Genomic DNA, 25,846 nt, shown 5'->3' on the forward strand with positions numbered 1-25,846 from the left:
GCCGGTGGACCGGCCGCCCTAGGCGGCGCGGTTCGTGGGGAGCTGCGCGATGTACTCCTCGACCAGCGCGCGCTGCGACTTCTCGTCGAGGTTCGCCTTCACGAGGCGGGCCGCGGCGTCGATGGCGAGGTCGACGACCTGAGCCTTGAGCTCGGCCCTCGCCTTCGAGATCTCCTCGGTGATCTGCCGGCGCGCGTCGGCGACGAGATCGTCCGCCTCCTTGCGGGCCCGGGCGGTGAGCTCCTGCCGGAGCGTCTCCACCTCCGCCTGGTTCCGGCGGGCGAGCTCCGCCGCCTCGCGCTGCGCCTGGGCGAGGGCGTCCTTCTGCGCGAGCATGAGCTTCTCGGCCTCGGCCCGCTCCTTCTTGGCCGAGTCGATCGCCTCGCGGATGGAGCGCTCGCGATCGGCGAGCTGCTTCACGATCGGGCCCCAGGCGAACTTCGCCAGGACCAGGAGGAGGAGCAGGAAGGTGATTCCCGTCCAGAGCGTGAGGCCGGGGTTGATGGAGGTGATCCCGCCGGCGGCGAAGACCGGCATCACGGTCGCGAACGAGGCCATTCGAAGAGCTCCGTCTCTAGCGGTTCAGGTGAGGCAGGCCCGGGGTGCCCCCGCTCCCAACCGAGGAAGCGGGGGCGATCCGGGATGAAGCTACGCCTTGAGGCCGAGGAGGAGGCACACGACGATCGCGAAGAGCGTCGCGCCCTCGATGAGGGCGGCGGCGATGATCATCGAGGTGCGGATGTCGCCGGCGGCGGTCGGCTGGCGGGCGGAGCCCTCCATCGCGGCGGCGGCGAGCTTGCCGATGCCGAGGCCGGCGCCGAGGACGGCGAGGCCGGCGCCGAAGCCGGCGGAGAGGAAGGCGAGAGCGGTCGAGGTCATTTCACTACTCCTGATCGTTCAGCGGGTGCGGGATTGGCCGGGCCGCGAGTTCCCGGGGCGCGTGCTGCGCTCGACTACCCATGGCCCGGGGACGCCCCGGCCACGTGAGAACCGTGCTGGTGCTCCTCGTGCCCCTCGTGCCCGTGCTCCTCGTGGCCGTGGGTGGCGACGACCGAGCCGATGAAGAGGGACGAGAGCATGGTGAAGATGTACGCCTGCACGAAGGCGACGAAGAGCTCGAGCATGAAGATCGAGAGCGCCATCGGCACCGCGCCGAATGCCACCCACGGCGAGATCACGAAGATGAGGCCGAGGAGGGCGAGGATGACGAAGTGCCCGGCCACCATGTTCGCGAAGAGTCGCACGGTGAGGGCGAAGGGCTTCGTGAACAGGCCGAGGAACTCGACCGGGATCATGATGAACCAGAGCGGGAAGAGCGACTTCGGCACGCCGCCGGTCAGGTGGGCGAAGTAGCCGCCGATCCCCTGGGCCTTGATCTGCGCGTACTGGGTGATGACCCAGGTGAAGATCGCCATCATGACCGTCACCGAGATGTTCGCGGTGGCGGTGGCGGCGAACGGCAGGAGGCCGAAGAGGTTCAGGAAGAGGATGAAGAAGAAGGCGGTGACGAGGTACGGCGTGAAGCGGTCCGCGTCCTTCTCGCCGATGTTCTTCACGGCGATCTCGTTCCGGACGAACGCGACCAGGACCTCGATGAAGTTGTAGAGGCCGCGCGGGACGACGCTCTTCTTCCGGACCGCCGCGAGCACCACGACGAGGAGGAGCAGCGAGGCGATCCACATCATCACGACGTGCTTCGTCGGCGTCATGTCGAGCGCGCCGAACTTCAGCTTGTCGCCGAAGACCTCGCGCATGTCGACCTCGCAGTTCCACCGGAAGCCGCCGTGGCAGACGCCGGGGTACTCGAGGACGTAGTTGTCCGAGACGTGGTGGAGCATCACCGCGCCGATGCTCTCGTCGTGCTCGGCGGCGCCGGCGTGCTCGCCCTCGCCGGCCGCGGCGTGCGCCTCGGCCCCGTGCTCCTGGGGGGCGCCGGCGGCGGCCTCGGCGTCGTGCTGCGGCGCGGCGGCGGAATGCTCCGCGGCGGGCGCGGCCTCCTGGCCGGCGGCCGGGGTCGCGTGGCCCTCGTGCTGCGAGAGGGTGAGGCTCAAGGCGAGCGTGACGAGCGTGGCGGCGGTCATGCGGTCGGACCCGTTCCTCGGCTGAGGGTGTTGACGTACGCGCCCTCGATGGCGCTGAAGACGAAGTAAGGGATGAAGAAGGCGGCGACGAAGCCGACGACGCTCTCGCCCGCGTGGACGACCGCGAAGGTCCCGAGGCCGACGAGGAGGATCCGGAGGAGGAAGGCGATCGCCATCACCGCGAGGGCGCGCTGGACGACCTTGCCGCCGCCGCGCGCGAACCGGCCCATCGCGAAGATCGAGCCGACGCCGGTGAGCCCCGAGATCGTCGCGCCGATGACCGCGCCGCGCCGGTGCGCGCCCGTGAGCAGGGCGATCGCGACGAAGGCGAGGGCGGTGAGGGCGGCGACCGTCTGGTGCTTCACTTTTTCCCCATCCTGAGGGCCAGCCTCAGGAAGCTGATCAACCCACCGGTGATGCCGGCCAGGGCGCCCACCAGCGTGAACCAGGGCGTCTTGTTGCCCATCTTCTTGTCCAGCCAGTACCCGGCGCCGGCGAAGACGACGATGGAGGCGACCAGCGTGTAGGCCGCTCCGAGATACGGCGCCGCCTTGCGGTATCCGATCGCAAGGTTCGAGAGGCCCTGCTCGTCGTCCCGTGTCCGGCGCTCTCGATCGCTCGGACCCAAGAACCACCTCCGCCTGCTCTCGCCTTCGGCCCTGCGCCCGGATGACCATCCTGCCCAATTCGGTCCGGGTTTCCGGGGCTTGAGACGAGAAGAAAGGCACGCCCGTATAGCAGGCGCGCTCTGTGACGTCAATGCCCTACACCCCCGGCCGAGCCGCGCCGGTCACCTTCGCGCCGGGAGCGCAGCGACGAGCCGGTCGACGTCCTCGGCTGAGCTGTAAAGGTGCGGAGAGACGCGGATCCGGTCTCCCCGGAGCGCGGTCGCGACCTTCGCCTCCCGGAGCGCGTCGTGGGCCGCGGCGGTGAGCGCCGGGGTGGCGGCGCGCACGCAGAGGATGTGGGAGCGCGCGCCCGGCTCGAGCGGCGACGCGGCCTCCCACCCTGCCGGCAGCCGGGCGAGGAGGCGGTCGCCGAGAGCGCGGGCGTGCGCCGACACGGCCGCCGGCGTCACCTCGAGCAGGAACCGGAGGGACTCGGCGAGCGGGAGCAGGTTGAAGAACGCGGCGGTCTCGTGGGCGTCGTAGCGCTGCGCCCCGGGCCGGAGCTCGATCCCGGCGGGGAGGTGGTTGAAGTCCTCGGCGCCGACGACCGACCACCAGTTCACGTCGCCGACGTGGAGCCGGTCGAGCGCGAGCGGCGAGAAGAGCCCGAGCCCGGTGCCGTACGGACCGAGCAGGAACTTGTAGCCGCTCGCCGCGTAGACGTCGATCCCGGACGCCCCGAAGTCGAAGGGCAGGGCACCCGCCGCCTGCGAGCCGTCCACGACGGTGAGCGCGCCGACCCTCCGCGCCGCCTCGACCACCGGGCCGGGATCGATGCGCCCGCCGTGCAGGAAGGAGACGTGCGCGAACGCGACCACCCTCGTCCGCGGCCCGACCTCGGCGGCGAGGCGCTCCGGCGACACCGCGCCGACCGGGTGATCCGGCTCCGCCACCCGGATCCGCACACCGCGCCGGGCGAGCCAGCGCCAGGGGAAGTCGTTCGACGGGAACTCGTGCCGGGCGAGCAGGACCTCGTCGCCCTCGCCGAGATCGAGCCCGCGCGCGGCGACGTTCACGATCTGGCCGGCCCCGGTGACGAGCGCGACGGCCTCCTCGCGCGCCCCGAGCAGCCGCGCGGCGAGCGCGCGCGCCTCGGCGACCGCCGAGACGTAGGTGGCGCTCGTGATCCGCCACGGCTGCTCCTTGAGCCGGAGCGCGTCCCGGCCGGCCCGCGACGCCGCGAGGGGGATGGGCCCCTGGCTCGCGGCGTCGAGGTAGGCGATCCCCTCGGACGGCGCGAAGCGGTCGGCGAAGGGGGACGCGCTCACGGGAGGGTTACGCCACCTTCGCTGCCGCGGCGAACGCGGTCCGCGCCGCCGCGAGCGTGTGCTCCACGTCGGTGTCCGTGTGGGCGGTCGAGAGGAACGCGGCCTCGAACTGCGACGGCGGGAAGTAGACGCCGCCCTCGAGGAGCGCGTGGTACCAGGCCGCGAACCGCTTCGTGTTGCACGCGCGGGCGCTCGCCGCGTCGAAGACCGGCTTCTCGGAGAAGAACACCGTGAGCATCGAGCCGACCCGGTTCACCTGCACCGGCACCTTCTCCGCGGCGGCGGCCCTGGCGAGCCCCTCGGCGAGCGCCGCCGAGGTCCGCTCGAGCTTCTCGTAGGCGGCGGGCGTCATGAGCCGGAGCGAGGAGAAGCCGGCCGCCATCGCCATCGGGTTCCCGGACAGCGTGCCCGCCTGGTAGATGGGCCCGGCCGGCGCGACCCGGTCCATCACGTCGGCGCGGCCGCCGAACGCGCCCACCGGGAGCCCCGCGCCGATCACCTTCCCGAACGTCACGAGGTCCGGCCGGATCCCGTAGAGGCCGCACGCGCCGCCCGAGGAGACGCGGAAGCCGGTCATCACCTCGTCGATGATGAGGAGCGCGCCGTGCTTGCGGCACGTGGCGAGGAGCCCCTCGAGGTAGCCCGCCCTCGGGACGAGCACGCCCATGTTCCCGACGATCGGCTCGACGATGATCGCCGCGATCTTTCCGCCGCGCTCGGCGAAGAGCTTCTCCACCGCGGCGAGGTCGTTGAACGGGAGGGTGAGGGTGTGGCGGGCGAGGTCCGCCGGCACGCCGGGCGAGTCCGGCAGGCCGAGCGTCTCGACGCCGGAGCCGGCCTTCACGAGGAGCGGATCTCCCGCGCCGTGGTAGCAGCCGTCGAACTTGAGGATGTCGTCGCGACCGGTGAACCCACGGGCGACACGGATCGCGGCGGTGGTCGCCTCGGTGCCCGACGAGCAGAACCGCATCTTCTCCACCCAGGGCATACGCTCGCGGACGAGCTCGGCGAGCTGGATCTCGCGCGGCGACGGCGCGCCGAACGACGAGCCGTCCTTCATCGCGTCCTGCACCTCGCGCATCACCTCGTGGTGACAGTGGCCGACGATGAGCGGGCCCCAGGAGAGCACGTAGTCGACGTAGTCGTTCCCGTCGACGTCGAAGATGTGGCTGCCCTTCCCGCGCGCGATGAAGCGGGGCGTGCCGCCCACGCCCTTGAACGCGCGCACGGGGCTGTTCACGCCGCCGGGAAAGAGGTCCTTCGCCTTCGCGAACAGCTTCTCGGACAGTTCGGTCTTCATCTCGTCTCTCCTCTGCTCATCGCGGCTGCCACTCGTGGTGAGCCTGTCGAACCACGAGCGCGAGCGCCGGGCCCTTCGACAGGCTCGGGGCGAACGGGATCTTCGTCATTTGAACGCATCGGTGCGGCCGGGCCGCGCGATCTTCGCCCGCTCGCGGCGGTCGCGGACCGCCTCGATGGCGGTCCGCACGGAGTCCGGGTTCGGGTGGGTCGGGAGGGCCTGCGCGTATAGCTCGAGGGCGCGGTCGAGCTCGCCGCGCTGCGCGCAGATGTGGGCCTCCGCCTCGAAGGCGCGCGCCGCGACGTCGGGCCGCGGCCGGCGCTCGAGCAGCGCCTGGAGCGCGCCGAGCGCCTCGTCGTCGCGCTTGTCCAGGGCGAGCGCCTGGCCGATGAGGAGCTGCGCCTCGTCGGCGAGCTCGTGGTTCGGCCACCGCTCCCGCAGCCTCCGCGCCTCCGCCCGCACCTGGTCGTACCGGTGCAGCTCGAGGTACGCGCGGGCGATCTCGAGCTGGTACTTCGGCGCGTCCGGCGCGTCGGACTGCGCGACGTCCGCCCACTGCGCGATGGCGCCGAGCCGGTCGTTGAAGCGATCGCGGAGGATCTCGCCGATGATCACCCGCGCCTCGTGCGCCTCCTTCGTGCCGGGGTAGAGCGAGACGAGGCGGCGGTAGTAGGCCATCGCGCCGGAGTAGTCGCCGAGCTCGAGGTACGAGACGTCGCCCGCGTACCGGAGCGCCTTCCAGCGGACGGCCGCGTCGGTGCCCGCGAGCGGCCCCTCGCCCAGATCGGCGAGGAGCGCCTTGTACCCCTCGAGCGCGTCCTTCTTCTCGCCCTTGTGACGGAGCGCGTTCGCGGCCTCGAGCCGACCCTCGCTCGAGCTGCACGCGACGAGGCCGAGGGCGAGCGCGAGGCCGAGCGCGACCCCGGCCCCGCGCGCGCGGCGGGAGAGACGGATCAACCCTGCTCCTCCGGCCCCTCGCCTCCGTCGCCCTCGCTGCCGTCCTCCGGCGCGGTCTCGGCCTGCTCGCCGTCCTCCGGCGCGGTCTCGACGGGCGCGGCGCCCTCCGGCGCCTCGCGCACGCCGGCCGCCTCCGCCTCCGCGGTGGTCTCCGCCACCCGGGCGACGCCGACGACCTGCTCGTCCTTCGACTCCACCGTGATGAGCCGGACGCCCTGCGTGTTCCGGCCGATGACGCTGATCCCCTTCGCCGGCATGCGGATCAGCATGCCCTTGTTGGTGATGAGCATCACCTCCTCGGCGTCGGTGACCGTCGCCGCGGCGACCACCGGCCCGTTCCGCTCGGTGGTCTTGATGGTGATGATCCCCTTCCCGCCGCGGGTCTGCACCCGGTACTCGGCGAGCTCGGTGCGCTTGCCGTAGCCGTTCTGCGTGACGGTGAGGATGGTCGGCGCCGCCTCGCCCTCCTTCGGGAGCGCGATGGCCTCGCCGGCGACGACCGCGTCGCCCGCCTCGAGGGTGACGCCCTTCACGCCGTAGGCGGTCCGCCCCATCACTCGGACGTCCGACTCCTCGAACCGGATCGCCATGCCCTGCGCGGTGGAGAGGAGGATGTGGCTGGTCCCGTCGGTGATCCGGGCGGCGATGAGCTCGTCGCCCTCCTCGATCCCGAGGGCGATGATCCCGGCGCCGCGCGGGCGCGCGAACTGGTCGAGGCGCGTCCGCTTGATGATGCCCTTGCGCGTCACCATGAAGACGAACGCGTCCGTCCCCGGCGCCGCCTCCGCCTTCTCCTCGCCGTCGGTCGCCTCGGCGCCGTCGTCCGAGGACGAGGGCGGCTCGGGGAGCCGGCGCACCGGCAGGATCGCCGCGACCTTCTCGCCGGGCGCGAGCTGGACGAGGTTCACGATCGGCTTCCCCTTGGCGGTCCGGCCCGCCTGCGGGACCTCGTGCACCTTGAGCCAGTACACCTTCCCCTTGTCGGAGAAGACGAGCAGGTAGCTGTGCGTCGACGCGACGAAGAGGCTCTCGAGGAAGTCCTCGTCGCGCGTGGCGGCCCCGGTCCGGCCGCGACCGCCACGCTTCTGGGCGCGGTAGAGCGACACGGGGTTCCGCTTCACGTAGCCGAGGTGCGAGACGGTGACCACCATCTCCTCCTCGGCGATGAGGTCCTCGGTGGAGAGGTCGTCGGACTCGCCCTGGATCTCCGTGCGGCGCTCGTCGGCGAAGAGCTGCCGGACCTCCTTCAGCTCGCCGACGATCACGTCCATGAGGACCTTCTCGGACGCGAGGATCTCCTTGAGGCGGGTGATGAGCTTCTGCACCTCGGCGAGCTCGTCCAGGATCTTCTGCCGCTCGAGGCCGGTGAGGCGCTGGAGCTGCATCTCCAGGATCGCCTTCGCCTGGATCTCGGAGAGCGCGAACCGCGTCATGAGGCCGTCGCGCGCGATGTCGCGGTCCTTCGCCTTCTTGATGAGCTCGATGATCTCGTCGATGTGATCGAGCGCGATCTGGAGCCCGAGGAGGATGTGCTCGCGCTCCCGCGCCTTGCGGAGCTCGTAGCGCGTCCGCCGGGTCACCACGTCGCGCCGGTGCGCGAGGAAGCGCTCGAGCATCTCCTTCAGCGTGAGGATCCGCGGCTGCCCGCCGTCGATGGCGAGGAGCGTCACGCCGAAGCCGGTCTGCATCTGCGTGTGCGCGTACAGGTTGTTGAGCACCACCTGCGCGACCGCATCGCGCTTCAGCTCGATGACGATCCGCATCCCCTCGCGGGAGGACTCGTCGCGCAGGTCGCTGATCCCCTCGACCTTCTTCTCCCGCACGAGCTCGGCGATGTGCTCGACGAGCTTCGCCTTGTTCACCTGGTAGGGGATCTCGGTGACGACGATCGCCTCGCGCTCGGTCTTCGGGTGGACCTCGATCGACGTCCGGGCGCGGACCTGGATCGTGCCGCGCCCCTTCTCGTAGGCGGAGCGGATCCCGTCGCGGCCGAGGATGATGCCGGAGGTCGGGAAGTCCGGCCCCGGGATGAAGCGCATCAGCTCGGGGATGGTGACCTTCGGGTTGTCGATGAGGTGGCAGACCGCGTCGATCACCTCGCCCATGTTGTGCGGCGGGATGTTGGTCGCCATGCCGACGGCGATGCCGGCGGACCCGTTCACGAGCAGGTTCGGGAAGCGGGTGGGCAGGACCTTCGGCTCGAGCGTCGAGTCGTCGAAGTTCGGGCCCCAGTCGACGGTCTCCTTGTCGATGTCGGCGAGGAGGAAGTCGGCGAGCCGCTCGAGGCGGCACTCCGTGTACCGGTACGCGGCGGCGGGGTCGCCGTCGACCGAGCCGAAGTTGCCCTGCCCGTCGATGAGCGGGTAGCGGAGGTTCCACTCCTGGGCGAGGCGGACGAGCGCGTCGTAGACCGAGGCGTCGCCGTGCGGGTGGTACTTCTTCAGCACCTCGCCGACGACGCCGGCGCACTTCGAGTAACGCTTGTTGTGGTGCAGCCCCTCCGTGTGCATCGCGTAGAGCACGCGCCGGTGCACGGGCTTCAGGCCGTCGCGCACGTCGGGGAGCGCGCGGCCGATGATGACCGACATCGAGTAGTCGAGATACGACTTGCGCATCTCGTACTCGATGTTGACCTGCGCGCGGTGGCCGTCGCCGCCGGGCGGCGGCGGCGCGGCATCGTCTGGCGGCGGCGGGGGCGTGGTCTCTTCGGCCATCGGGATCTCGCGTGGGAGCTCGCGGGGACGGCCTGGACGAGCGGGCCTGCGCGAGGGGTTGTTTTTAGCCGTTTCTCCCTTTGGTTTCAACGTGTTTGCACGCTGACGCCCCGCGTTTCCCGGCCCCGCTCCGCGCGCCCGCCGCTTTCACGTTGCGTCGCCAGCGTCCGCCCCGGCGGCGGGCGGCGCCGCCCCGTCCCGGACCCGGAAAAGACGACGGGGAGGGCACCGGAGCGCCCTCCCCGCGTTTCTGCGAAGCGATCCGACGGCTACTTGCCGGCGACGGTGAGCCGGGCGGTCGCCCGCTTCACGCGCGCGGACTCGGTCGCGTAGTGCTCGTCCTGCTCGGTGAGCTTGAGGAGCCGGTTCTGCGCGTCCTCGAACGCCTTCTGCGCGCGGGAGACGTCGATGTCCCCGGCCGCCTCGGCGGTGTCCGCGAGCACGATCACCTTGTTGTCGGCGACCTGCAGGAACCCGCCGCCGACGGCGTAGTGGTGCTCGCGCCCGCCCTCGAGGTAGGTGAGCCGGCCCGGCTCGAGCGCGGTCATGAACGGCTCGTGGTTGAGGCGGATACCGAACCCGCCCAGCGCGCCGGGCGCGCGGACCTCGTCGGTGGTGACCGAGAGGACCCGTCGCTCCGGCGTGACGATGTCGAGGCTGAGCGGCATGGGTTACCCCGCGGCGAGCTTCTTCGCCTTCTCGACCGCCTCCTCGATGCCGCCGACCATGTAGAACGCCTGCTCCGGGAGGTCGTCGTGCTTGCCGTCCACGATCTCCTTGAAGCCGCGGATCGTGTCCTTGAGCTCGACGTACTTGCCCGGGTTGCCGGTGAACTGCTGGGCGACGGTGAAGGGCTGCGAGAGGAAGCGCTGGATCTTGCGGGCGCGCGCGACCGTGAGCTTGTCGTCCTCGGAGAGCTCGTCCATGCCGAGGATGGCGATGATGTCCTGGAGGTCCTTGTAGCGCTGCAGGGTCTCCTGGACCGCGCGGGCGACCGTGTAGTGCTCGACGCCGACGACGAGCGGGTCGAGGATTCGCGAGGTGGAGTCGAGCGGGTCGACGGCCGGGTAGATGCCGATCTCGGTCAGCTTGCGGCTGAGCACGGTGGTGGCGTCGAGGTGGGCGAACGCGGTCGCGGGGGCCGGGTCGGTGAGGTCGTCGGCGGGCACGTAGATCGCCTGCACCGACGTGATGGCGCCCTTCTGCGTGGAGGTGATGCGCTCCTGCAGCTCGCCCATCTCCGTCGAGAGCGTCGGCTGGTAACCGACGGCCGAGGGGATGCGGCCGAGGAGGGCGGACACCTCGGAGCCGGCCTGCGTGAACCGGAAGATGTTGTCGATGAAGAGGAGCATGTCCCGGTTCTCCTCGTCGCGGAAGTACTCCGCGATGGCGAGGGCCGAGAGGGCGACGCGCGCGCGGGCGCCGGGCGGCTCGTTCATCTGCCCGTACACCAGCACGCACTGGCTCTTCGAGAGGTCGTCCTTGTTGATGACGCCCGACTCGATCATCTCGTGGTAGAGGTCGTTCCCCTCGCGCGTCCGCTCGCCGACGCCGGCGAACACCGAGAAGCCGCCGCGCTTCTTCGCGACGTTGTTCACGAGCTCCATCAGCAGAACCGTCTTGCCCACGCCGGCGCCGCCGAACAGGCCGATCTTGCCGCCGCGGAGGTACGGGGCGAGGAGGTCGATGACCTTGATGCCAGTCTCGAACGCCTCGATCTTCACGTTCTGCTCGACGAGGGTCGGGGCGGCGCGGTGGATCGGGAACTTCCGGGTCGCGGCGACGATGCCCTTCTCGTCGACGGGATCGCCGACCACATTCAGGATCCGGCCGAGCACCTCCTTGCCCACGGGCACGGAGATGGGGGCGCCGGTGTTCTTCACCGGCATGCCGCGGACGAGACCCTCGGTCGAGTCCATCGCGATGCAGCGCGCGGTGTTCTCGCCGAGGTGCTGAGAGACCTCGATGATGAGGTTGTCCTGGCGCTCGTCGACGCCGGGGTTCGTCACCGCGAGCGCCGTGTAGATGTCCGGCAGCGCGCCCGCCGGGAACTCCACGTCGACCACGGGGCCGATGACCTGGGTGATCCTGCCGTTCTGAACGTTCGTAGCGGTGGCCATGTCTTCCTTTCAGACCGTTACTTGAGCGCTTCGGCGCCGCTCACGATCTCCATGAGCTCCTTCGTCACGTAGGCCTGGCGCGCGCGGTTGTACTGGAGGGTGAGGGCCGCGATCATCTCCTCGGCGTTCTTCGTCGCCGACTCCATCGCGCTCATGCGCGCGCCGTGCTCCGACGCCGCCGACTCGAGGAGGGCGCGCCACACCTGCATGCCGACGTGGCGCGGGAGCAGGTCCGCGAGGAGGGCCTCGCGGGACGGCTCGTACTTGAAGTCGATGCTCGCGCCGGTCGTCTCCGCCTCGGCGGCGGTCTGGATCGGCAGGAGCTGGACGACGACGGGCTTCTGCGAGATGGCGCTCTTGAACTCGTTGTAGGCGAGGAAGACCGCGTCCACCTCGCCCGAGAGGAAGCGCTCCTGGTACTCGACGGCGATCCCCTCCGCCTGCTCGTAGCGGAGGTTCGCGGTGACGCCGGGGAAGTCCTTCCTCGCGTGGATCCTGCGAGCCTTGAAGTACTCGCGGCCCTTCTTGCCGATGGTCGCGAGCGCGATCTCCTCGAAGCGGTCGCCGTTCTCGACGAGGAACCGCTGCACGCGGCGGCAGATGTTCGAGTTGAAGCCGCCGGCGAGGCCGCGGTCGCTCGTGACGACCACCACCTCCGCCCGGCGCTCGACGCGCGGCGCGAGGAGCGGGTGCGTCGCCGCCTCGTCGGCGGCAGCGCGCGCCGCGACGCGGCCGAGCGCCTGCTCGAGGAGCAGCGCGTACGGCCGGGTCTTCAGGATGGCGTCCTGGGCGCGGCGGAGCTTCGCCGCGGACACCATCTTCATGGCCTTGGTGATCTGCCGCGTCGACTTGACGGAGCCGATGCGGTTTCGGATGTCGCGAAGGGAAGGCACTAGAGGACTCCCGGTGAACCGCGGGCGGCTAACCCTCGATCTGGAAGATGCCGCGGAACTCCCGCAGCGCGCCGTCCAGGTCCTTCTTGATGCCGTCCTCGAGCGCCTTCTTCTCCGCGAGCGTCTTCGCGATCGCGGGGTGGCGGGCGTCGAGGAACTCGAGGAGCTCCTTCATGTAGCGGCCGACCTGCTCGGTCGGGACCGCGCGGATCCAGCCCTGGCCGTTCTCGTCCTTCTGCGTCGCGGCGTAGATCTGGATGACCTGCTTCTCGACCGGCATCGGCTGGTACTGGCCCTGCTTGAGCACCTCGACGAGCCGCTCGCCGCGAGCGAGCGTCTCCTGGGTGGACTTGTCGAGGTCGGAGCCGAACTGGGCGAAGGCGGCGAGCTCGCGGTACTGGGCGAGGTCGAGCTTGAGGGAGCCCGCGACCTGCTTCATCGCCTTGATCTGCGCGGAGCCGCCGACGCGGGAGACCGAGATGCCGACGTTAATGGCCGGCCGGACGCCCTGGTAGAAGAGGTTCGACTCGAGGAAGATCTGGCCGTCGGTGATCGAGATGACGTTCGTCGGGATGTACGCCGACACGTCGCCGGCCTGCGTCTCGATGATGGGGAGCGCGGTGAGCGACCCGGCGCCCTCCTTGTCGGAGAGCTTCGCGGCGCGCTCGAGCAGGCGGCTGTGGAGGTAGAACACGTCGCCCGGGTACGCCTCGCGGCCCGGCGGGCGGCGGAGGAGGAGCGAGAGCTGCCGGTACGCGACGGCCTGCTTGGAGAGGTCGTCGTAGATGATGAGCGCGTGCCGGCCGGAATCGCGGAAGTACTCCGCCATCGTCACGCCGGTGTACGGCGCGAGGTACTGCATCGGGGCGGGGTCGGACGCGTTCGCCGCGATGACGGTGGTGTACTCCATCGCGCCGTACTTCTTGAGCGTGTCGACGACGCGGGCGACCGTCGACTGCTTCTGGCCGATGGCCACGTAGAAGCAGTGGAGGTTGTTGCCCTTGTTGTTGATGATCGTGTCGATCGCGACGGCCGTCTTGCCCGTCTGGCGGTCGCCGAGGATGAGCTCGCGCTGACCGCGGCCGATCGGAACGAGCGCGTCGATCGCCTTGAGGCCGGTCTGCATCGGCTCGTGCACCGACTTCCGCTTCACGATGCCGGGGGCCTTGATCTCGATCTTGCGGGTCTGCTTCGCGTTGATCGGGCCGCGGCCGTCGATGGGGTTGCCGAGGCCGTCGACCACGCGGCCGAGCAGCTCCTCGCCGACCGGCACCTCAGCGATCTTGCCCGTCCGCTTCACGGGGTCGCCCTCGCGGATGTGCGAGAACTCGCCCATGATCGCGGCGCCGACGTTGTCCTCCTCGAGGTTCAGCACGAGGCCGCGCACGCCGCCGGGGAACTCGAGCAGCTCGCCCGCCGCCGCGCCCGCGAGCCCGTAGATGCGGGCCACGCCGTCGGCCTGGCTGAGGACGGTGCCGGTCTCGGCGACGTCGACCTTCTTCCCGTAGTCCTTGATCTGCTCGCGGATGATGCGGCTGATCTCGTCGGCGCGGATTTCCATCGATCGAATCTCCGGGGCTGCTGCGTTGAACGCTTGGTGAAGAAGAGGGGCTACTGCTTCAAGGTCTTGCGGAGGTCCTCGAGCTGCGTGCGGACCGATCCGTCGTAGACGAGGCTGCCGACCTGAGCGACGGCGCCGCCGAGGAGGGCCGGGTCCACCGCGCGATCGAGGAGGACCTTCGCCTTCGTGGCCTGCGACAGCTTGTCGGCGATCGCCTGCGCGGTGCCGACGTCGAGGGGCACCGCCGAGGTGACCTTCGCGCGCACGCGGCCGAGCTGCTGGTCGGCCAGCTCGCGGAAGGCGTCGACCACCCCGGACAGGTAGGCGAGGCGGTTCCGGTCGCCGAGGAGGAAGAGCAGGTTCGACGGCTCGGCGTCGAGGCGGAGCGCGCTCGCGAGCTTCTCGACGATCGCCCGCCGCTGCTCGCGCGAGTAGACCGGGTTGGACAGAACGTCGCGGAGATCGGGCGAGCTCTCTACGGCCTGCTTCAGGGCCAGGAGCGCGTCGCTCCACGGCTCGACTCGACCCATCTCAACTGCCAGGGCGAACAAGGCCTTGGCGTACCGGCGGGCAATGGAACCCATGATCATAAGGGACGCGCTCCGTAGCACGGTGTGGGTATACCGGTCAAGGGTCGATGCCCTCGGACTTACGTGGACTTACGCGCTCCAGGGGCCGTCTTTGACACCCCTCGAACCCGCCTTACGTTCGCTGGGCTGAAAAGGAGGACGAAAATCATGGCGATGCTGACCCGAATGGACCCTTTCCGTGATCTGGCTCGGCTGCAGGACGAGGTGGGCCGCCTGTTCGACGACCGGCTGTATCGGTCGGGTGAGTCGGTCGGCTGGACTCCCTCCTGCGACATCTACGAGGACGAGGACGGGGTGACGCTCCGGTTCGAGCTCGCGGGCGTCGAGCCGAAGGACGTGGATGTCCGGTTCGAGAACGGCGTGCTGACGCTCCGGGGCGAGCGGAAGCTGGAGCGCGAGGACAAGCGGGAGAACTACCACCGCGTAGAGCTCGAGTACGGCACGTTCACGCGCTCGTTCACGCTCCCGTCGACCGTCGACCCCGAGAAGATCAAGGCCGAGTCGAAGAACGGGATCCTGAACGTCTACCTGCCGAAGAAGGCCGAGGCGAAGCCGCGCGCGATCCAGGTGAAGGTCACCTAGCGCGCCGTTCGGTGACTGCGCGGTTCGTGAACCCCGAACCGGGAAAGGAAAGAGCGGGCCACCCTCGCGGGCGCCCGCTCTTCTCGCATTCAGACGCTGACGCGTCGCGTTACGACTTGACGGCGGCGACGGGCCCGGGCGCCGGGGCGGGCTTCGACGCGCCGCCCTTCTCGATCCCGCCCTTCTCCATGCCTTCCATCTTGCACTGACCCTCGAAGATCACGCCCTTCTCGATCATGAGCGAGGGGGTCTCGAGGTTGCCGCGCATCTTCGCGGGGTGATGCAGCTCGACCGCGTTCTTCGCGCGGACGTTCCCGGTGATCTCACCGTGAACGATGATCGTGCCGCAGGTGATCTCCGCAGAGATCTTGGCACCCTCGCCGACGACCAGCACGTCGTTGGTCACGATGTTGCCGGTGAACTTGCCGTCGATCCGGACGGTCCCTTCGAACGTCAGCTTGCCTTCGAACTCCGAGCCGCGGCCGAGCAGGGCATTGAGATCGCCCGAGGCAGTGGGGACGGAGGTCAGCTCTTCGCGCTTCAGCATCGCCATGGAAATGGGCTCCTCGTTCCGAGATGGCTTCTTGGGCGTGGGCGCTGCCGGTGCGTCCGCGCCGGGATTCGGCGCCTCATCCCGCAGCTTGCTCCAGAAGGACATCCTTCCTCGCAGGTGGTTTCCGGGGTTGACTGCCCCAGGGTCGTTGTCCCCGGGTCTGGGGACGGCGAACCCTACTGTTACGCTCCGATCTTGGCGAGTATTCCGTCGAGTTCGTCGAGCGAGGTGTATTCAACCTCCAGCTTCCCGGCGACCGCGGACTTGGGGACGACGCGGCAGCGTGCTCCGAGGCGACGCTGGAGCCGATGCGAAAGGTCCCGGATCGCAGGCGTATCGGACGTTCCGTCCGACGGCCCCTTCTTCCCCGGCTTCTGGGTCAGGCCCCGGACCAAGGCCTCAGTCGCGCGCACCGACAGCCCCTCCCGGACCGCGCGCTGGGCTGCCTTCCGGATCGCCTCGACGTCCTCGAGCCCGAGGAGCGCCCGGGCGTGGCCCATGTCGAGCTGCCCACCCCGCACAGCCTCGCGGACCTCCTCGGGGAGCTTCAGGAGCCGGAGGGCGTTCGCGACCGTCGAGCGCTCCTTCCCGACACGTTTCGCGATCTCCTCCTGCGTCAGGCCGTGGTCGGAGAGGAGGACGTCGTACGCCTCAGCCTCCTCGATCGCGTTCAGGTCCGCGCGCTGGAGGTTCTCGACCAGGGCGAGCTCGAACGCCTCGCGATCCGTCGCCTCCCGGAGGACCGCCGGGACCTCCTTCAGGCCCGCGCGCTGCGCAGCGCGCCAGCGCCGCTCGCCGGCGAGGATCCGGTACTTGCCGCCGTCCTTGCGGACCAGGATCGGCTCGACGATCCCGTGCTCGCGGATCGACGCGGCGAGCTCCTCGAGCTTCTGCTCCTCGAAGCGCTTGCGGGGCTGCTCCGGGTTCCGCTCGATCGCCTCGATGGGCAGCGAGAGCAGCGTCCGCCCGGGGATGGCGGGCGCGACGGACGCGACGGGCGCCGCGCTCGGGGGCGGCGGCGCGTTCGAGAGCAGGGCCGCCATCCCGCGGCCCAGCGCGGGCCTCCGCTTCTCGGCCATCGTCACGCGACACCTCCCGCCGGCCGGAACCGGCTCGTCACCTCGCGGGCGAGCTCGAGGTAGCTCTGACAGCCCTTCGACGACACGTCGTAGAGCAGGATCGGCTTCCCGTGGCTCGGCGCCTCCGAGAGGCGGACGTTCCGCGGGATCACCGTGTTGAACACCTGCTTCGAGAAGGTCTTCCGGATCTCGTCCGCCACCTGGTTCGAGAGGTTGTTCGGCGAGAACATCGTGAGGACGATCCCGTCGACCTTGAGGCCGGGGTTCGCGCTCGCGCGGACGAGCTCGATGGTCTTGAGGACGTCGGCGAGCCCCTCGAGCGCGTAGTACTCGCACTGGAGCGGGATCATCACGCCCTGCGCCGCCACCAGGCCGTTCAGGGTGAGGAGGCCGAGCGAGGGCGGGCAGTCGATGACGACGTACTCGTACGACGACGCCAGCGAGTCCACCGCCTGCTTGAGCCGGTACTCGCGGCGGTCGATCTCGGCGAGCTCGAGCTCCGCACCGACGAGGTGGCGGGACGCCGGAACGAGATCGAGGAACTTGAGCTCGGTCTTCCGGACCGCGTCGCCGAGCGGGAGGTCGTCGAGGAGCACCTCGTAGATCGACTTCTCGGATTCGTCGCGGCGGATCCCGAGGGCGCTCCCGGCGTTCCCCTGGGGGTCGACGTCGATGAGGAGCGTGCGCCGCTCGGCGGCCGCGAGCGAGGCGGCGAGGTTCACGGCGGTGGTGGTCTTTCCGACCCCGCCCTTCTGGTTGGCGATGGTGAGGATGCGGCTCATGGATTCCACTTCCATGGGGGGCGAGCCCCCCGCCGACGTGTCGTGCACCGTTTGACCCCGTTCCGAGTGACCCGCGGCCGCTACGGGCCGCGAGCGCGCGGAGGATGCCCGATCCCTCTGACAGGACGTTCCACGTGGAACGTTCGCTGCCTGCGGGCCCGGGCTCGGGGCAATGTTCCACGTGGAACGCGCGCCACCCGCCCGCCTGTTCCGGCAGGCGGTGTTTCACGTGGAACAGCGCGCGGACGGGGGTCCCAGAATTCACGGTGCCCGGCGAGGCGCCCGGATCTCGAGCGGCGCCACCGGTGGACTTCGGCTGGCTCGGGGACGAACCGGTCTCTCCACGCTCGGGGGCTGACGGAAGCCTGATGCCTGCCGCCACGACTGGCCGTGTTCCACGTGGAACAGGCGGGGAAGAGGCGCCGGTCGACGCGATCCGCTCGTGGTGTGCCGGTCGAACCACGAACCGGACCCGGGGATAGGCCTTCGCAGGCCCGGGGCGACCGGAAGCCGGCCTGCCGTCTACTGCTTGCGCCAGCGCGCGATCGCCCGGGCCGACCGGGACAGCGGCAGCTCGAACCGGTCGAGGCCGGCGAAGGCGAGCCCGTGGGCCGCTCCGAGCGCGGTGAGGGCGGCCTCGTCCGCGTCCCGCCCGAGCATCGCGAGGAGCAGTCCGCCCTCCGCGACGTAGGCTGCTCCGAGCGGCACCCAGCGCTCGGGATCTGCGAGCGCCCGCGAGACGACCGCCTCGGCGCGCGGAAGCCTCTCGTCCTCCGGCTTCCCTTCGGCCCGCGCCACCACCCCCCGCACGTCGACGCCGAGCTCCACCGCGACCGCCTTCACGAAGGCGATCTTCTTCGTCACCGAGTCGCAGCAGGTGACGGCGAGATCGCGCCGCGCGCAGGCGAGGGGGACTCCGGGGATCCCGGCGCCGCTCCCGACGTCGAGCAGCGTGCGGGCACCGCCGAGCGCGGGCAGGAGCGCGAGGCTGTCGACGAGGTGCTTCTCCGCGACCTGCGCCGCGTCGGTGATTGCGGTGAGGTTCACCTTCCGGTTCCAGGCGAGGAGCCGGTCGGCGTACCGCTCGAGAAGCGCGAGAGCGGTGGCGTCGACGGGGAGCCGCAGTCGCTCGATCCCGAGCGCCAGGGCCTCGTGAAAGGCGCGGTCCATCGCGGCCGTCCGCGGAGACTAACCGCGGTCCTTCCGGCCGATGGCCGCCTCGACCTCGGGCCGGTGGCCGTCGAGAAAGGTCGCGACCTCGTCGTCGGTGAGGTCGAGATCGCGGAGGACGCCCTCGTAGACGAACTTGAAGCCCGCCTGGTACTGCGGCTCCTGCAGCTCGAAGGAGCGCCGGAGCACCGCCGCGGAGAAGAGCCGCTCCGCCCTGGTCTTCGGCTTCGCCAAGGCGCCTAGCTCCGCTTCGCCGGGACGATGAGGAGCTGGCGGAAGATGCCCTCGCCCTCGCTCCGCGTCGCGACGCCCTCGACGCCGACCATCGCGAGGTGGATCTGCCGGCGCTCGCGGGCGCTGATGGGCGCGATGGCGATCACCTTGCCCATCCGCTTGGCGCTCTCGGCGAGCCGCTCGGCCATCGCCTTCACGGCGGGGTCGCCTTCCTCCCGGAAGCCGCCGACGTCGAGGTTCACCCACTTCCGGCCCTCGGAGCGCGGGTTCACCACCCGGTTCACGAGGTACTGCGCGGCCTCGACGAGCGCGGAGGACAGCTCGACCGCGTTCGCCGGGCCGGGCGTGAGGGAAACCCCGATCGCCTCCGGGGTCTCCTTCACCTCGACGGTGACCTCCGCGCCGAGCCGCCGGAACAGCTCCCCGCAGAAGGCCTTCGCCTTCTCGACCTTCTCCGGCGCTTCCCGCGGGGGCGGCGCGCTCGCGCCTTCGTTCCGGTCTTCCATGGGCTCCTCCGGTTACTTGCTGACGGCCGGCACCGGCAGCGCCTGGCGCCGCATCATCACCTGCTGCTGGATGATGGAGACGAGGTTGTTCACGAAGATGTAGAGCGTGAGGCCGGACGGGACGTTCAGCATCAGGATCGTGAAGAACGCCGGGAAGAAGTAGAGCATCATCTTCGCCTGCGCGTTGTCGGCCGGCTGCGGCGAGAGCTTCTGCGTGAGGAAGCTCGAGGCGCCCATCAGGATCGGCAGCACGTAGTAAGGATCCTTGAGGGTGAGGTCCTGGATCCAGACGAACCGCTCCCGGTACAGCTCGACCGAGGTCTGCAGCGCGGCGTAGAGCGCGAACCAGATCGGCATCTGCAGCAGCATCGGGAGGCACCCGCCGAGCGGGTTCACCTTGTGCTGCTGGTAGAGCTGCATCGTCGCCATGTTCAGCTTCTCGCGGTCGTCGCCGAACTTGGCCTTGAGCTTCTCGACCTCGGGCTGCAGCTTCCGCATCTCGTTCATCGACTGCATCGACTTGTACGTGAGCGGGAAGAGGACGATGCGCACGAGCAGCGTGAGGAGGATGATCGCGACGCCCCAGTTCCGGACGAGCCCCTCGAGCCACCGCATCACGTAGAGCAGCCCGCGCGCGAAGAGCGCGAACGGGCGGGCCATCGCGCCGTAGTCGATGGCGCTGTCGAAGGAGCGGCCGTAGCTGCGGAGGGTGTCGAGCTCCTTCGGGCCGGCGTAGACCGTGGTCGAGAGCTCCCGGCCGCCGTTCTCGAGCGGGACGGACAGCGCGGCGACCCCGGTGCCGGCGAGCTGCCCGCGGGCGAGCACGCAGGTCCCGACCGGCTCGGCGGGCAGCACCGCGGCGACGAAGTAATGCTGGTCCATGCCCATCCAGGCGACCTGGCCCGGGACCGTCGCGGGCGGCTTGTCGCCGGAGAGGTCGAAGCGCTCGGTGTCAGTCCCGGCGCGGCAGATGGGGCGCACGAAGTCGAGCGGCGGCCCGGAGAAGAATCCACCCGACTTCGTCGTCGGCGGCATGAACCCGGGGTAGAGGATCGTGAGCGCGCCGGCGCCCTGGGCCCCGGTCGCCTCGACGTCGAACGCGAGCTCGAACGGCTTGCCGGTCAGGCGGAAGGTCTTCCTGACGGTGAGCGCGCCCGCGCGGCCCTCGAACACCACCGACTTCGCGTCTCGCGAGACGATCCGCATCGGCGCACGCGCCGCGGGATCGGTCAGCGCGTCCTTCGCGCCGCCGAGCTCGGGCGAGGCGACGACGGAGAGCGGGTAGGGCTCGCCGCCGGCCACGTGCACGAGGTCGATCGGCTCCTCCTTGCCGTGCTCTCCGCGCTGGTACTTCGAGCCCTCGAGCACGAGGTGCTTGAGCGCGCCGCCGTGCGAGGTGAGCGTCGCGCGGAAGCCGTCGCCGTTCAACGCGACGACCTCCTCAGGCGCGTCGGGGACCGGCGCGGGCGCGGGCGCGGCCGGTGCGCTCGGCGCGCTCGGCGCGGCCGGCTCCTGCTTCGCCTGCGTCTCCGCGGAGGCTGCGGGCTTCGGCGGCTGCGGCTTCTGCTTCGGCTGCAGGAAGGACCAGACGGCCACGAGCGCCGTCATGAGGACCATCGCGATGATCAGGCGGCGGGTATCAGCTCCCAAGGGTCTACCTCTTTCGGGTCATCATCTCGGGGACGGGATCGACCCCTCCCGGATGGAACGGATGGCACCGGCAAAGTCGCCGGAGCGTGAGCCAGGAGCCGCGCACCGCGCCGTGCCGCTCGAGCGCGGTCACGGCGTAGGCCGAGCAGCTCGGATAGAAGCGGCAGGCGGGTGGGAGGAGCGGCGAGACGAGCCGCTGGTAGAGGCGCACGAGGAGAACGAGCGCCCGGCGGATCACCCGCGGCCTCCCGGTGGAGAGAGCGCGGCGCGCGCGGCGAGCAGCGCCTGGCGCGCGCCCTCGAGCCCCATGGTGCGGGCGGAGGGCCTCGCGATCACGACGAGGTCGACCGCGGGGAGATCGCCGCCCAGGGAACGCCAGGCCTCTCGGACCCAGCGCTTCACCCGGTTGCGCTCGACCGCGTTTCCGACCTTCGATGACACCGTGATCCCGATCCGCGGCCGGGCTCCTCCAGAGTCGCGCGCTACGACGAGCACGTCCCCGGAGAAGAGCCGCCTGCCGCGCTGCTGGACCTGGAGAAAATCACGGCGGCGCCGCAGCCGCGCCGCCTTCGAAAGCTTCACTCCGATCGGCTACTTCGTCGGCGCCTTGGTCGTGAGGCGCTTGCGCCCCTTCGCCCGGCGCCGCTTGAGAACGTTGCGCCCGCCCGGCGTCAGAGACCGCTTCCGGAAGCCGTGCGTGCGATTCCTACGCTTCTTCTTCGGTTGATAAGTCCGCTTCATGGCGCGGCAACCTCACCGATCAGGCCACGGATGTCAAGGTTTACGCACACTTCGGAGGTCCGACCCGGTCTCGTTCGAGATCCGCCTCTCGGGCGTCACCGGAAAAGTCCGTCCTTTCGCGAGTGATCGAAGACGGCCTTGATCCTCCGAGCCGACCTTCGCTAGTTTCCGCCCTCACGCATCACGGGCCCGTCCGACTCCTCGCAGCCCGAACAGCGAGAAAGCCGCTCTCTCCCAGGCGAGAGAATGGTCGGGGGGCATTTTGTCTTCGAGAGGGATGGGGGGGACTAGGGATGGACGCACCCACGAGCGCCAAGATGCTCACGCCGCTCGATGACCTCTGGTCCCGGATCGACTCGATCCTGCGCGCGCGGCTGCGCCAGGATCTGTACGAGCGTTGGTTCTCGCCGCTGCGGCCCATCGCGCTCGGTGACGGACGGCTCCAGATCGGCGCCCCGGATCGCTTCCACCGGGACTTCGTCGAGGATCACTACCGCTCGCTCTTCGAGGACTGCGTGCCGTCCCTCGTCGGCGAGCGCATCCGGATCGTCTTCGCCGTCGACGACGCCCCCCGGCCGATGCCGAGCCCGTCGGCCGCCGCGCCCGCGCTCACGCCCTCCTCGACGCCCGCGCTGACCCCGGTCCCCCTTCCCCGCACCGACGGCGGGCCCATCGACCCGCGCGACTCGCGCCCCAACCCGCGCTACGCGTTCGACACCTTCGTCGTCGGCGCGTCCAACCACTTCGCCTTCGCCGCGGCGCAGGCGGTCGCGGCGAACCCGGGCCGGACCTGGAACCCGCTCTTCCTGCACGGCGACTCCGGCCTCGGGAAGACGCACCTCCTCCACGCGGTCGCCCACGCGATCCTCGAGAAGAGCGGCGGGCGCGTCGCGATCGTCTCCTCCGAGCGCTACACGAACGACTTCGTCGCCGCCCTCTCGAAGGGCACGATGGACGAGTTCCGCCGCAAGTACCGCGAGTGCTCCGCCCTCCTCGTCGACGACGTGCAGTTCCTCGCCGGCAAGGACAAGACCGCGGAGGAGTTCTTCCACACGTTCAACGAGCTCCACGATCACCACGTCCAGATCGTGCTCTCGAGCGATCGGTCGCCGAAGGAGCTGAAGGGCCTCGACGAGCGGCTCTGCTCCCGCTTCGAGTGGGGGATGCGCGTCCAGATCGAGGCGCCCGAGTTCGAGACGCGCGCCGCCATCCTCAAGAAGAAGGCGGACGTCGAGACCATCGACCTGCCGGACGAGGTGACGCAGCTCCTCGCCCAGCACATCCGGTCGAACGTGCGCGAGCTCGAGGGCGCCCTCATGCGCCTCGCCGCCTTCGCCTCCCTGAAGAGCGAGCCCATCACCATCCAGCTCGCGCGCGACGTCCTCTCCGACGTGATCCCGCCGGAGGGCTACCGGCCGTCCATCGAGCGGATCCAGGAGGAGGTCGCGGGGTACTACGGCCTCACCGTCGCGAAGCTCACGAGCGCCTCGCGCGAGCAGAAGATCGCGCTGCCCCGCCAGGTCGCGATGTGGCTCTGCCGCGAGCTCGCGAAGGAGACCCTCCAGTCCATCGCCGAGAAGTTCAACAAGAAGGACCACACCACCGTCATCTCGGCGATCGAGCGGGTGAACACGCTCCGCGAGACGGACGAAGGCGTGAAGGGCGCCCTCCGGGCGCTCACGAGCAAGCTCGCCCCGTGATCTCCGCTCCCGCCCTCGTCCGCGAGCGCCGGCGCCCCTCGCCCGCGCCGGACGGGCGGGCGCGTCCGATCGTCGCCCGTTCGCTGCCGGTGCGTCCTTCTCCCACCTGCCCGATCGACGCGGGAATCGACGGCCTCCGCACGTTGTGGATCACGTGTGGATCGCGTGTCGCTCCGGCTGGGGACGGGGTGTGGGCGGCTGTTGACACTCTTTCACGCGCCGCGCTACACAAACTCGACCCGCGCGGATCCCCGGTTTTATCCAGGGGGAAAACGTCAGTGGATCCGAACGCGAAGGCCTCTTTTCCACAGCGTCCCGGCCCCTGCTTCGGCGACGATTCAAAGAATAAAGAGGATCTCCCATGGAACTGAAGATCGGCGTCTCCGAGCTCACGCGTGCGCTCGGCCGCTCGCAGGGCATCGTGGAAAAGAAGAGCACGATGCCGATCCTCTCCCACGTCCTCCTCGAGGCGAAGAAGGGGACGGACCTCATCGTCTCCGCGACCGACCTCGACCTCGCCGTCTCCTCCGAGCACAAGTGCGAGGTGCTGAAGGAGGGCGCCGTGGCGGTGTCGGCCAGGCACCTCTACGACATCGTGAAGGCGCTGCCCGAGCAGACCGTCACGCTCAAGAAGGCCTCGAACAACTACCTCGAGGTCCGGAGCGGCCCCTCCGAGTTCAAGATCGTCGGGCTGCCGGCCGAGGACTTCCCGGCGTTGCCCAAGTTCGACAAGGTCCCGTTCGCGGACGTCGCGCCCGCGGCGCTCCTCGAGATGATCGAGCGGACCTCCTTCGCCGTCTCGACGGACGAGACCCGCTACAACCTCAACGGCGTCTACTTCGAGCCCTCCGCCGAGGCGCTCCGCCTCGTCGCGACCGACGGACACCGACTCTCGCTCGCGGAGAAGCAGCTCGACGCCACCTTCGGCCTGAAGCGCGGCGTGATCCTCCCGAAGAAGGGGCTCCAGGAGCTCAGGAAGCTTCTCTCCGAGGCGGCCGAGTCCGGCGAGGAGAAGCCGGAGGCGAAGCTCGGGTTCGTCGAGAACAGCGCCATCTTCCGGCGTCCCGGGGTCGTCCTCGTGATGCGGCTCATCGAGGGGCTCTTCCCCGACTACAAGCAGGTCATCCCGAAGCAGGGCGAGAAGATCGTGAAGGTCGGCCGCGCCCGCCTCCTCGAGACGCTCCGCCGCATCTCGCTCCTCTCCTCCGACAAGGCGCACGCGGTGAAGCTCGAGCTCGGCAAGGGCGTGCTCCGCGTGCAGTCGCAGAACCCGGACCTCGGCGAGGCGAAGGAGGAGGTCCCGGTCGACTACGCCGGCGAGCCCCTCAAGATCGGCTTCAACGCGCGGTACCTCATGGAGGTCCTCGCGGTGGTGAAGTCCCAGGACGTCGTGCTCGAGCTCGCCGACGACCTCTCGCCGGGCGTCATGAAGGGCGCCGGCGAGGAGGACAAGGGCTTCACCGCGGTCGTGATGCCGATGCGGATCTGAGACGCAGGAACCGTTGCGGCTCCTCTCGCTCCACGTCCAGGACTTCCGGAACCTCGCGGCGGTGGAGCTCGCGCCGTCGCCGCGAGCGACCATCCTCGTGGGCGAGAACGGCCAGGGGAAGACGAACCTCCTCGAGGCCGTCTACTTCCTCGCGACCCTGAAGCCGCTCCGCGCCTCGCGCCTGCAGGAGCTCGTCCGGTTCGGCGCCGCGCACGCCCAGGTCGCGGGCGACTTCGACGGCCCGGGCGGCGTACGTCGGGTCGCGGTCCGGGTCGAGCCCGGCGGCAGGACCGCGCTCCTCGACGGGAAGCCCCAGGAGAAGCTCGACTCGTACTTCGAGGGGCTCGCGGCGGTCTGCTTCGCGCCGGACGACCTCCTCCTCGTGAAGGGCGGGCCGGACGGGCGCCGGCGCTTCCTCGACCGGGCCGCGTTCAACCGGTGGCCGGCGGTGCTCGCCGAGGCGCGCGACTACGTGCGGGCGCTCCGGGCGAGGAACGCCGCGCTGCGCACCGGGACGGCGGAGGTGGAGGAGAGCTTCCGCGGGCCGCTCGTCCGCGCCGCGGCGCGCCTCCTGGTCCGCCGCCGCGAGCTCGTCCTGGAGCTCGCGCCGCGCGTGCAGGTCGCCTTCGCCGAGATCTCCGGTCCGGGCGCGCCCGAGGTGCGGTTCGCGTACCGGCCGGCGCACGGCGTCCGCATCGACGGAACGGAGGCGGAGATCGCGGCGGGGCTCTCCGGGATCCTCGGGCAGCGCCTCGAGCGCGACCGCGAGAAGGGCTTCACCTCGGCGGGCCCGCACGCCGACGAGCTCACCCTCGCCCTCGACGGCAAGGGGGCGAAGCTCTTCGGGAGCCAGGGCCAGCAGCGCGCGCTCGTCCTCGCCCTCAAGATCGCCGAGATCGAGAACCTGCGGGCGGCGCTGGGGCGCCCGCCGCTCCTCCTGCTCGACGACGTGTCGTCCGAGCTCGATCCCGCCAAGAACCGGTACCTGCTCGCCTACCTGGGAGGGCTCGCGGCGCAGGCTTTCCTCACCACCACCGACCGCCGGCTCCTCGACCCGGCGGCCGGCCCGGACACGGCCTTTTACAGGGTGGAGAAAGGGGTCGTCACCGCGCTCGTTTCTTGAATGAAACCCGGGGCTTCGGTGTTGAACTGTCTCGTTGCCCCGGGGACCCGCGCCTGCTATATCCAACCGTTCGTTAACCCGCGAG

Annotated in this window: 28 protein-coding genes; 4 read left to right on the plus strand and 24 right to left on the minus strand. The window is 70.2% G+C overall.

Features of this window, described 5'->3' with window-relative positions:
• Positions 1 to 18: 18 nt before the first annotated feature.
• From atpF to atpH, 14 genes are all read right to left on the minus strand, one after another.
• Positions 19 to 558, minus strand: a complete 540-nt coding sequence (atpF, locus tag AMOR_RS12535; RefSeq protein ID WP_248361551.1) for a F0F1 ATP synthase subunit B — start codon at positions 556 to 558, stop codon at positions 19 to 21.
• A 90-nt stretch (positions 559 to 648) separates the two neighbouring features.
• Positions 649 to 879 (minus strand): ATP synthase F0 subunit C, encoded by a 231-nt coding sequence (gene atpE / locus AMOR_RS12540; RefSeq protein WP_248361553.1) that lies wholly within the window; start codon positions 877 to 879, stop codon positions 649 to 651.
• A 74-nt stretch (positions 880 to 953) separates the two neighbouring features.
• The gene (locus tag AMOR_RS12545) at positions 954 to 2,081 is read right to left on the minus strand and encodes a F0F1 ATP synthase subunit A (RefSeq protein ID WP_248361555.1); all 1,128 of its coding nucleotides are present in this window, start codon (positions 2,079 to 2,081) and stop codon (positions 954 to 956) included.
• Positions 2,078 to 2,446 (minus strand): hypothetical protein, encoded by a 369-nt coding sequence (locus AMOR_RS12550; protein WP_248361557.1) that lies wholly within the window; start codon positions 2,444 to 2,446, stop codon positions 2,078 to 2,080. Before AMOR_RS12550 ends, AMOR_RS12545 begins: the two co-directional genes overlap by 4 nt.
• Positions 2,443 to 2,709 (minus strand): AtpZ/AtpI family protein, encoded by a 267-nt coding sequence (locus AMOR_RS12555; RefSeq protein WP_248361559.1) that lies wholly within the window; start codon positions 2,707 to 2,709, stop codon positions 2,443 to 2,445. Before AMOR_RS12555 ends, AMOR_RS12550 begins: the two co-directional genes overlap by 4 nt.
• Before the next feature lie 162 nt (positions 2,710 to 2,871).
• Positions 2,872 to 4,017, minus strand: coding sequence for an aminotransferase class V-fold PLP-dependent enzyme (locus AMOR_RS12560; RefSeq protein ID WP_248361561.1), 1,146 nt, complete (start codon positions 4,015 to 4,017; stop codon positions 2,872 to 2,874).
• Positions 4,018 to 4,024: 7 nt separating this feature from the next.
• The gene (gene hemL, locus AMOR_RS12565) at positions 4,025 to 5,317 is read right to left on the minus strand and encodes a glutamate-1-semialdehyde 2,1-aminomutase (RefSeq protein WP_248361563.1); all 1,293 of its coding nucleotides are present in this window, start codon (positions 5,315 to 5,317) and stop codon (positions 4,025 to 4,027) included.
• A 105-nt stretch (positions 5,318 to 5,422) separates the two neighbouring features.
• Complete coding sequence (locus tag AMOR_RS12570; RefSeq protein ID WP_404800956.1) at positions 5,423 to 6,274, minus strand: tetratricopeptide repeat protein; 852 nt, start codon at positions 6,272 to 6,274, stop codon at positions 5,423 to 5,425.
• Positions 6,271 to 8,988, minus strand: coding sequence for a DNA gyrase subunit A (gyrA, locus tag AMOR_RS12575; RefSeq protein WP_318653866.1), 2,718 nt, complete (start codon positions 8,986 to 8,988; stop codon positions 6,271 to 6,273). The genes AMOR_RS12570 and gyrA overlap by 4 nt, the downstream gene beginning before the upstream one ends.
• A 269-nt stretch (positions 8,989 to 9,257) precedes the next feature.
• The gene (locus AMOR_RS12580; RefSeq protein WP_248361565.1) at positions 9,258 to 9,656 is read right to left on the minus strand and encodes a F0F1 ATP synthase subunit epsilon; all 399 of its coding nucleotides are present in this window, start codon (positions 9,654 to 9,656) and stop codon (positions 9,258 to 9,260) included.
• 3 nt (positions 9,657 to 9,659) lie between these two features.
• Positions 9,660 to 11,108, minus strand: coding sequence for a F0F1 ATP synthase subunit beta (gene atpD, locus AMOR_RS12585; protein ID WP_248361567.1), 1,449 nt, complete (start codon positions 11,106 to 11,108; stop codon positions 9,660 to 9,662).
• A 17-nt stretch (positions 11,109 to 11,125) separates the two neighbouring features.
• Positions 11,126 to 12,001 carry an ATP synthase F1 subunit gamma gene (gene atpG / locus AMOR_RS12590; protein ID WP_248361569.1) on the minus strand — a complete coding sequence of 292 codons (876 nt, stop codon included), beginning with the start codon at positions 11,999 to 12,001 and terminating at the stop codon, positions 11,126 to 11,128.
• A 28-nt stretch (positions 12,002 to 12,029) separates the two neighbouring features.
• Positions 12,030 to 13,562 carry a F0F1 ATP synthase subunit alpha gene (gene atpA, locus AMOR_RS12595; protein ID WP_248361571.1) on the minus strand — a complete coding sequence of 511 codons (1,533 nt, stop codon included), beginning with the start codon at positions 13,560 to 13,562 and terminating at the stop codon, positions 12,030 to 12,032.
• A gap of 50 nt (positions 13,563 to 13,612) precedes the next feature.
• Positions 13,613 to 14,152, minus strand: a complete 540-nt coding sequence (gene atpH, locus AMOR_RS12600; protein ID WP_248361573.1) for an ATP synthase F1 subunit delta — start codon at positions 14,150 to 14,152, stop codon at positions 13,613 to 13,615.
• 165 nt (positions 14,153 to 14,317) lie between these two features.
• Between atpH and AMOR_RS12605 the strand changes: the two genes are divergently transcribed.
• Positions 14,318 to 14,734, plus strand: coding sequence for an Hsp20/alpha crystallin family protein (locus AMOR_RS12605; protein WP_248361575.1), 417 nt, complete (start codon positions 14,318 to 14,320; stop codon positions 14,732 to 14,734).
• 109 nt (positions 14,735 to 14,843) lie between these two features.
• Here the strand turns inward: AMOR_RS12605 and AMOR_RS12610 are convergent, their stop codons facing one another.
• The 10 genes from AMOR_RS12610 to rpmH form a co-directional block, all read right to left on the minus strand.
• Complete coding sequence (locus AMOR_RS12610; RefSeq protein ID WP_248362507.1) at positions 14,844 to 15,287, minus strand: bactofilin family protein; 444 nt, start codon at positions 15,285 to 15,287, stop codon at positions 14,844 to 14,846.
• A 182-nt stretch (positions 15,288 to 15,469) separates the two neighbouring features.
• Positions 15,470 to 16,372, minus strand: coding sequence for a ParB/RepB/Spo0J family partition protein (locus AMOR_RS12615; protein ID WP_248361577.1), 903 nt, complete (start codon positions 16,370 to 16,372; stop codon positions 15,470 to 15,472).
• Positions 16,369 to 17,148: a ParA family protein gene (locus AMOR_RS12620; RefSeq protein ID WP_248361579.1), complete on the minus strand. Its 780-nt coding sequence runs from the start codon at positions 17,146 to 17,148 to the stop codon at positions 16,369 to 16,371. The genes AMOR_RS12615 and AMOR_RS12620 overlap by 4 nt, the downstream gene beginning before the upstream one ends.
• A gap of 522 nt (positions 17,149 to 17,670) precedes the next feature.
• A complete protein-coding gene (gene rsmG / locus AMOR_RS12625) occupies positions 17,671 to 18,318 on the minus strand; it encodes a 16S rRNA (guanine(527)-N(7))-methyltransferase RsmG (RefSeq protein WP_248361581.1) in 648 nt (215 codons plus the stop codon).
• 18 nt (positions 18,319 to 18,336) lie between these two features.
• Entirely contained in the window at positions 18,337 to 18,552 is a 216-nt protein-coding gene (locus tag AMOR_RS12630; RefSeq protein WP_248361583.1) for a hypothetical protein, read from the minus strand.
• 5 nt (positions 18,553 to 18,557) lie between these two features.
• On the minus strand, positions 18,558 to 19,058 hold the full coding sequence (locus AMOR_RS12635; protein ID WP_248361584.1) for a Jag family protein: 501 nt from the start codon (positions 19,056 to 19,058) through the stop codon (positions 18,558 to 18,560).
• Positions 19,059 to 19,070: 12 nt separating this feature from the next.
• Positions 19,071 to 20,708 carry a membrane protein insertase YidC gene (gene yidC, locus AMOR_RS12640; protein WP_248361585.1) on the minus strand — a complete coding sequence of 546 codons (1,638 nt, stop codon included), beginning with the start codon at positions 20,706 to 20,708 and terminating at the stop codon, positions 19,071 to 19,073.
• A 4-nt stretch (positions 20,709 to 20,712) separates the two neighbouring features.
• Entirely contained in the window at positions 20,713 to 20,946 is a 234-nt protein-coding gene (yidD, locus tag AMOR_RS12645) for a membrane protein insertion efficiency factor YidD (RefSeq protein WP_248361586.1), read from the minus strand.
• Complete coding sequence (rnpA, locus tag AMOR_RS12650; protein WP_248361588.1) at positions 20,943 to 21,290, minus strand: ribonuclease P protein component; 348 nt, start codon at positions 21,288 to 21,290, stop codon at positions 20,943 to 20,945. The genes yidD and rnpA overlap by 4 nt, the downstream gene beginning before the upstream one ends.
• A 9-nt stretch (positions 21,291 to 21,299) precedes the next feature.
• Complete coding sequence (gene rpmH / locus AMOR_RS12655; RefSeq protein WP_248361590.1) at positions 21,300 to 21,449, minus strand: 50S ribosomal protein L34; 150 nt, start codon at positions 21,447 to 21,449, stop codon at positions 21,300 to 21,302.
• 293 nt (positions 21,450 to 21,742) lie between these two features.
• Here rpmH and dnaA point away from each other — a divergent pair, with 293 nt between their 5' ends.
• The 3 genes from dnaA to recF all read left to right on the plus strand — a co-directional run bounded on the left by dnaA (position 21,743) and on the right by recF (position 25,761).
• Positions 21,743 to 23,149, plus strand: coding sequence for a chromosomal replication initiator protein DnaA (gene dnaA, locus AMOR_RS12660; RefSeq protein WP_248361593.1), 1,407 nt, complete (start codon positions 21,743 to 21,745; stop codon positions 23,147 to 23,149).
• Between the two features lie 361 nt (positions 23,150 to 23,510).
• Positions 23,511 to 24,638, plus strand: coding sequence for a DNA polymerase III subunit beta (dnaN, locus tag AMOR_RS12665; protein WP_248361596.1), 1,128 nt, complete (start codon positions 23,511 to 23,513; stop codon positions 24,636 to 24,638).
• A 13-nt stretch (positions 24,639 to 24,651) separates the two neighbouring features.
• Entirely contained in the window at positions 24,652 to 25,761 is a 1,110-nt protein-coding gene (gene recF, locus AMOR_RS12670) for a DNA replication/repair protein RecF (protein WP_248361598.1), read from the plus strand.
• The last annotated feature ends 85 nt before the right edge of the window (positions 25,762 to 25,846 follow it).

It is taken from the genome of Anaeromyxobacter oryzae, assembly GCF_023169945.1.
GTDB lineage: Bacteria > Myxococcota > Myxococcia > Myxococcales > Anaeromyxobacteraceae > Anaeromyxobacter > Anaeromyxobacter oryzae.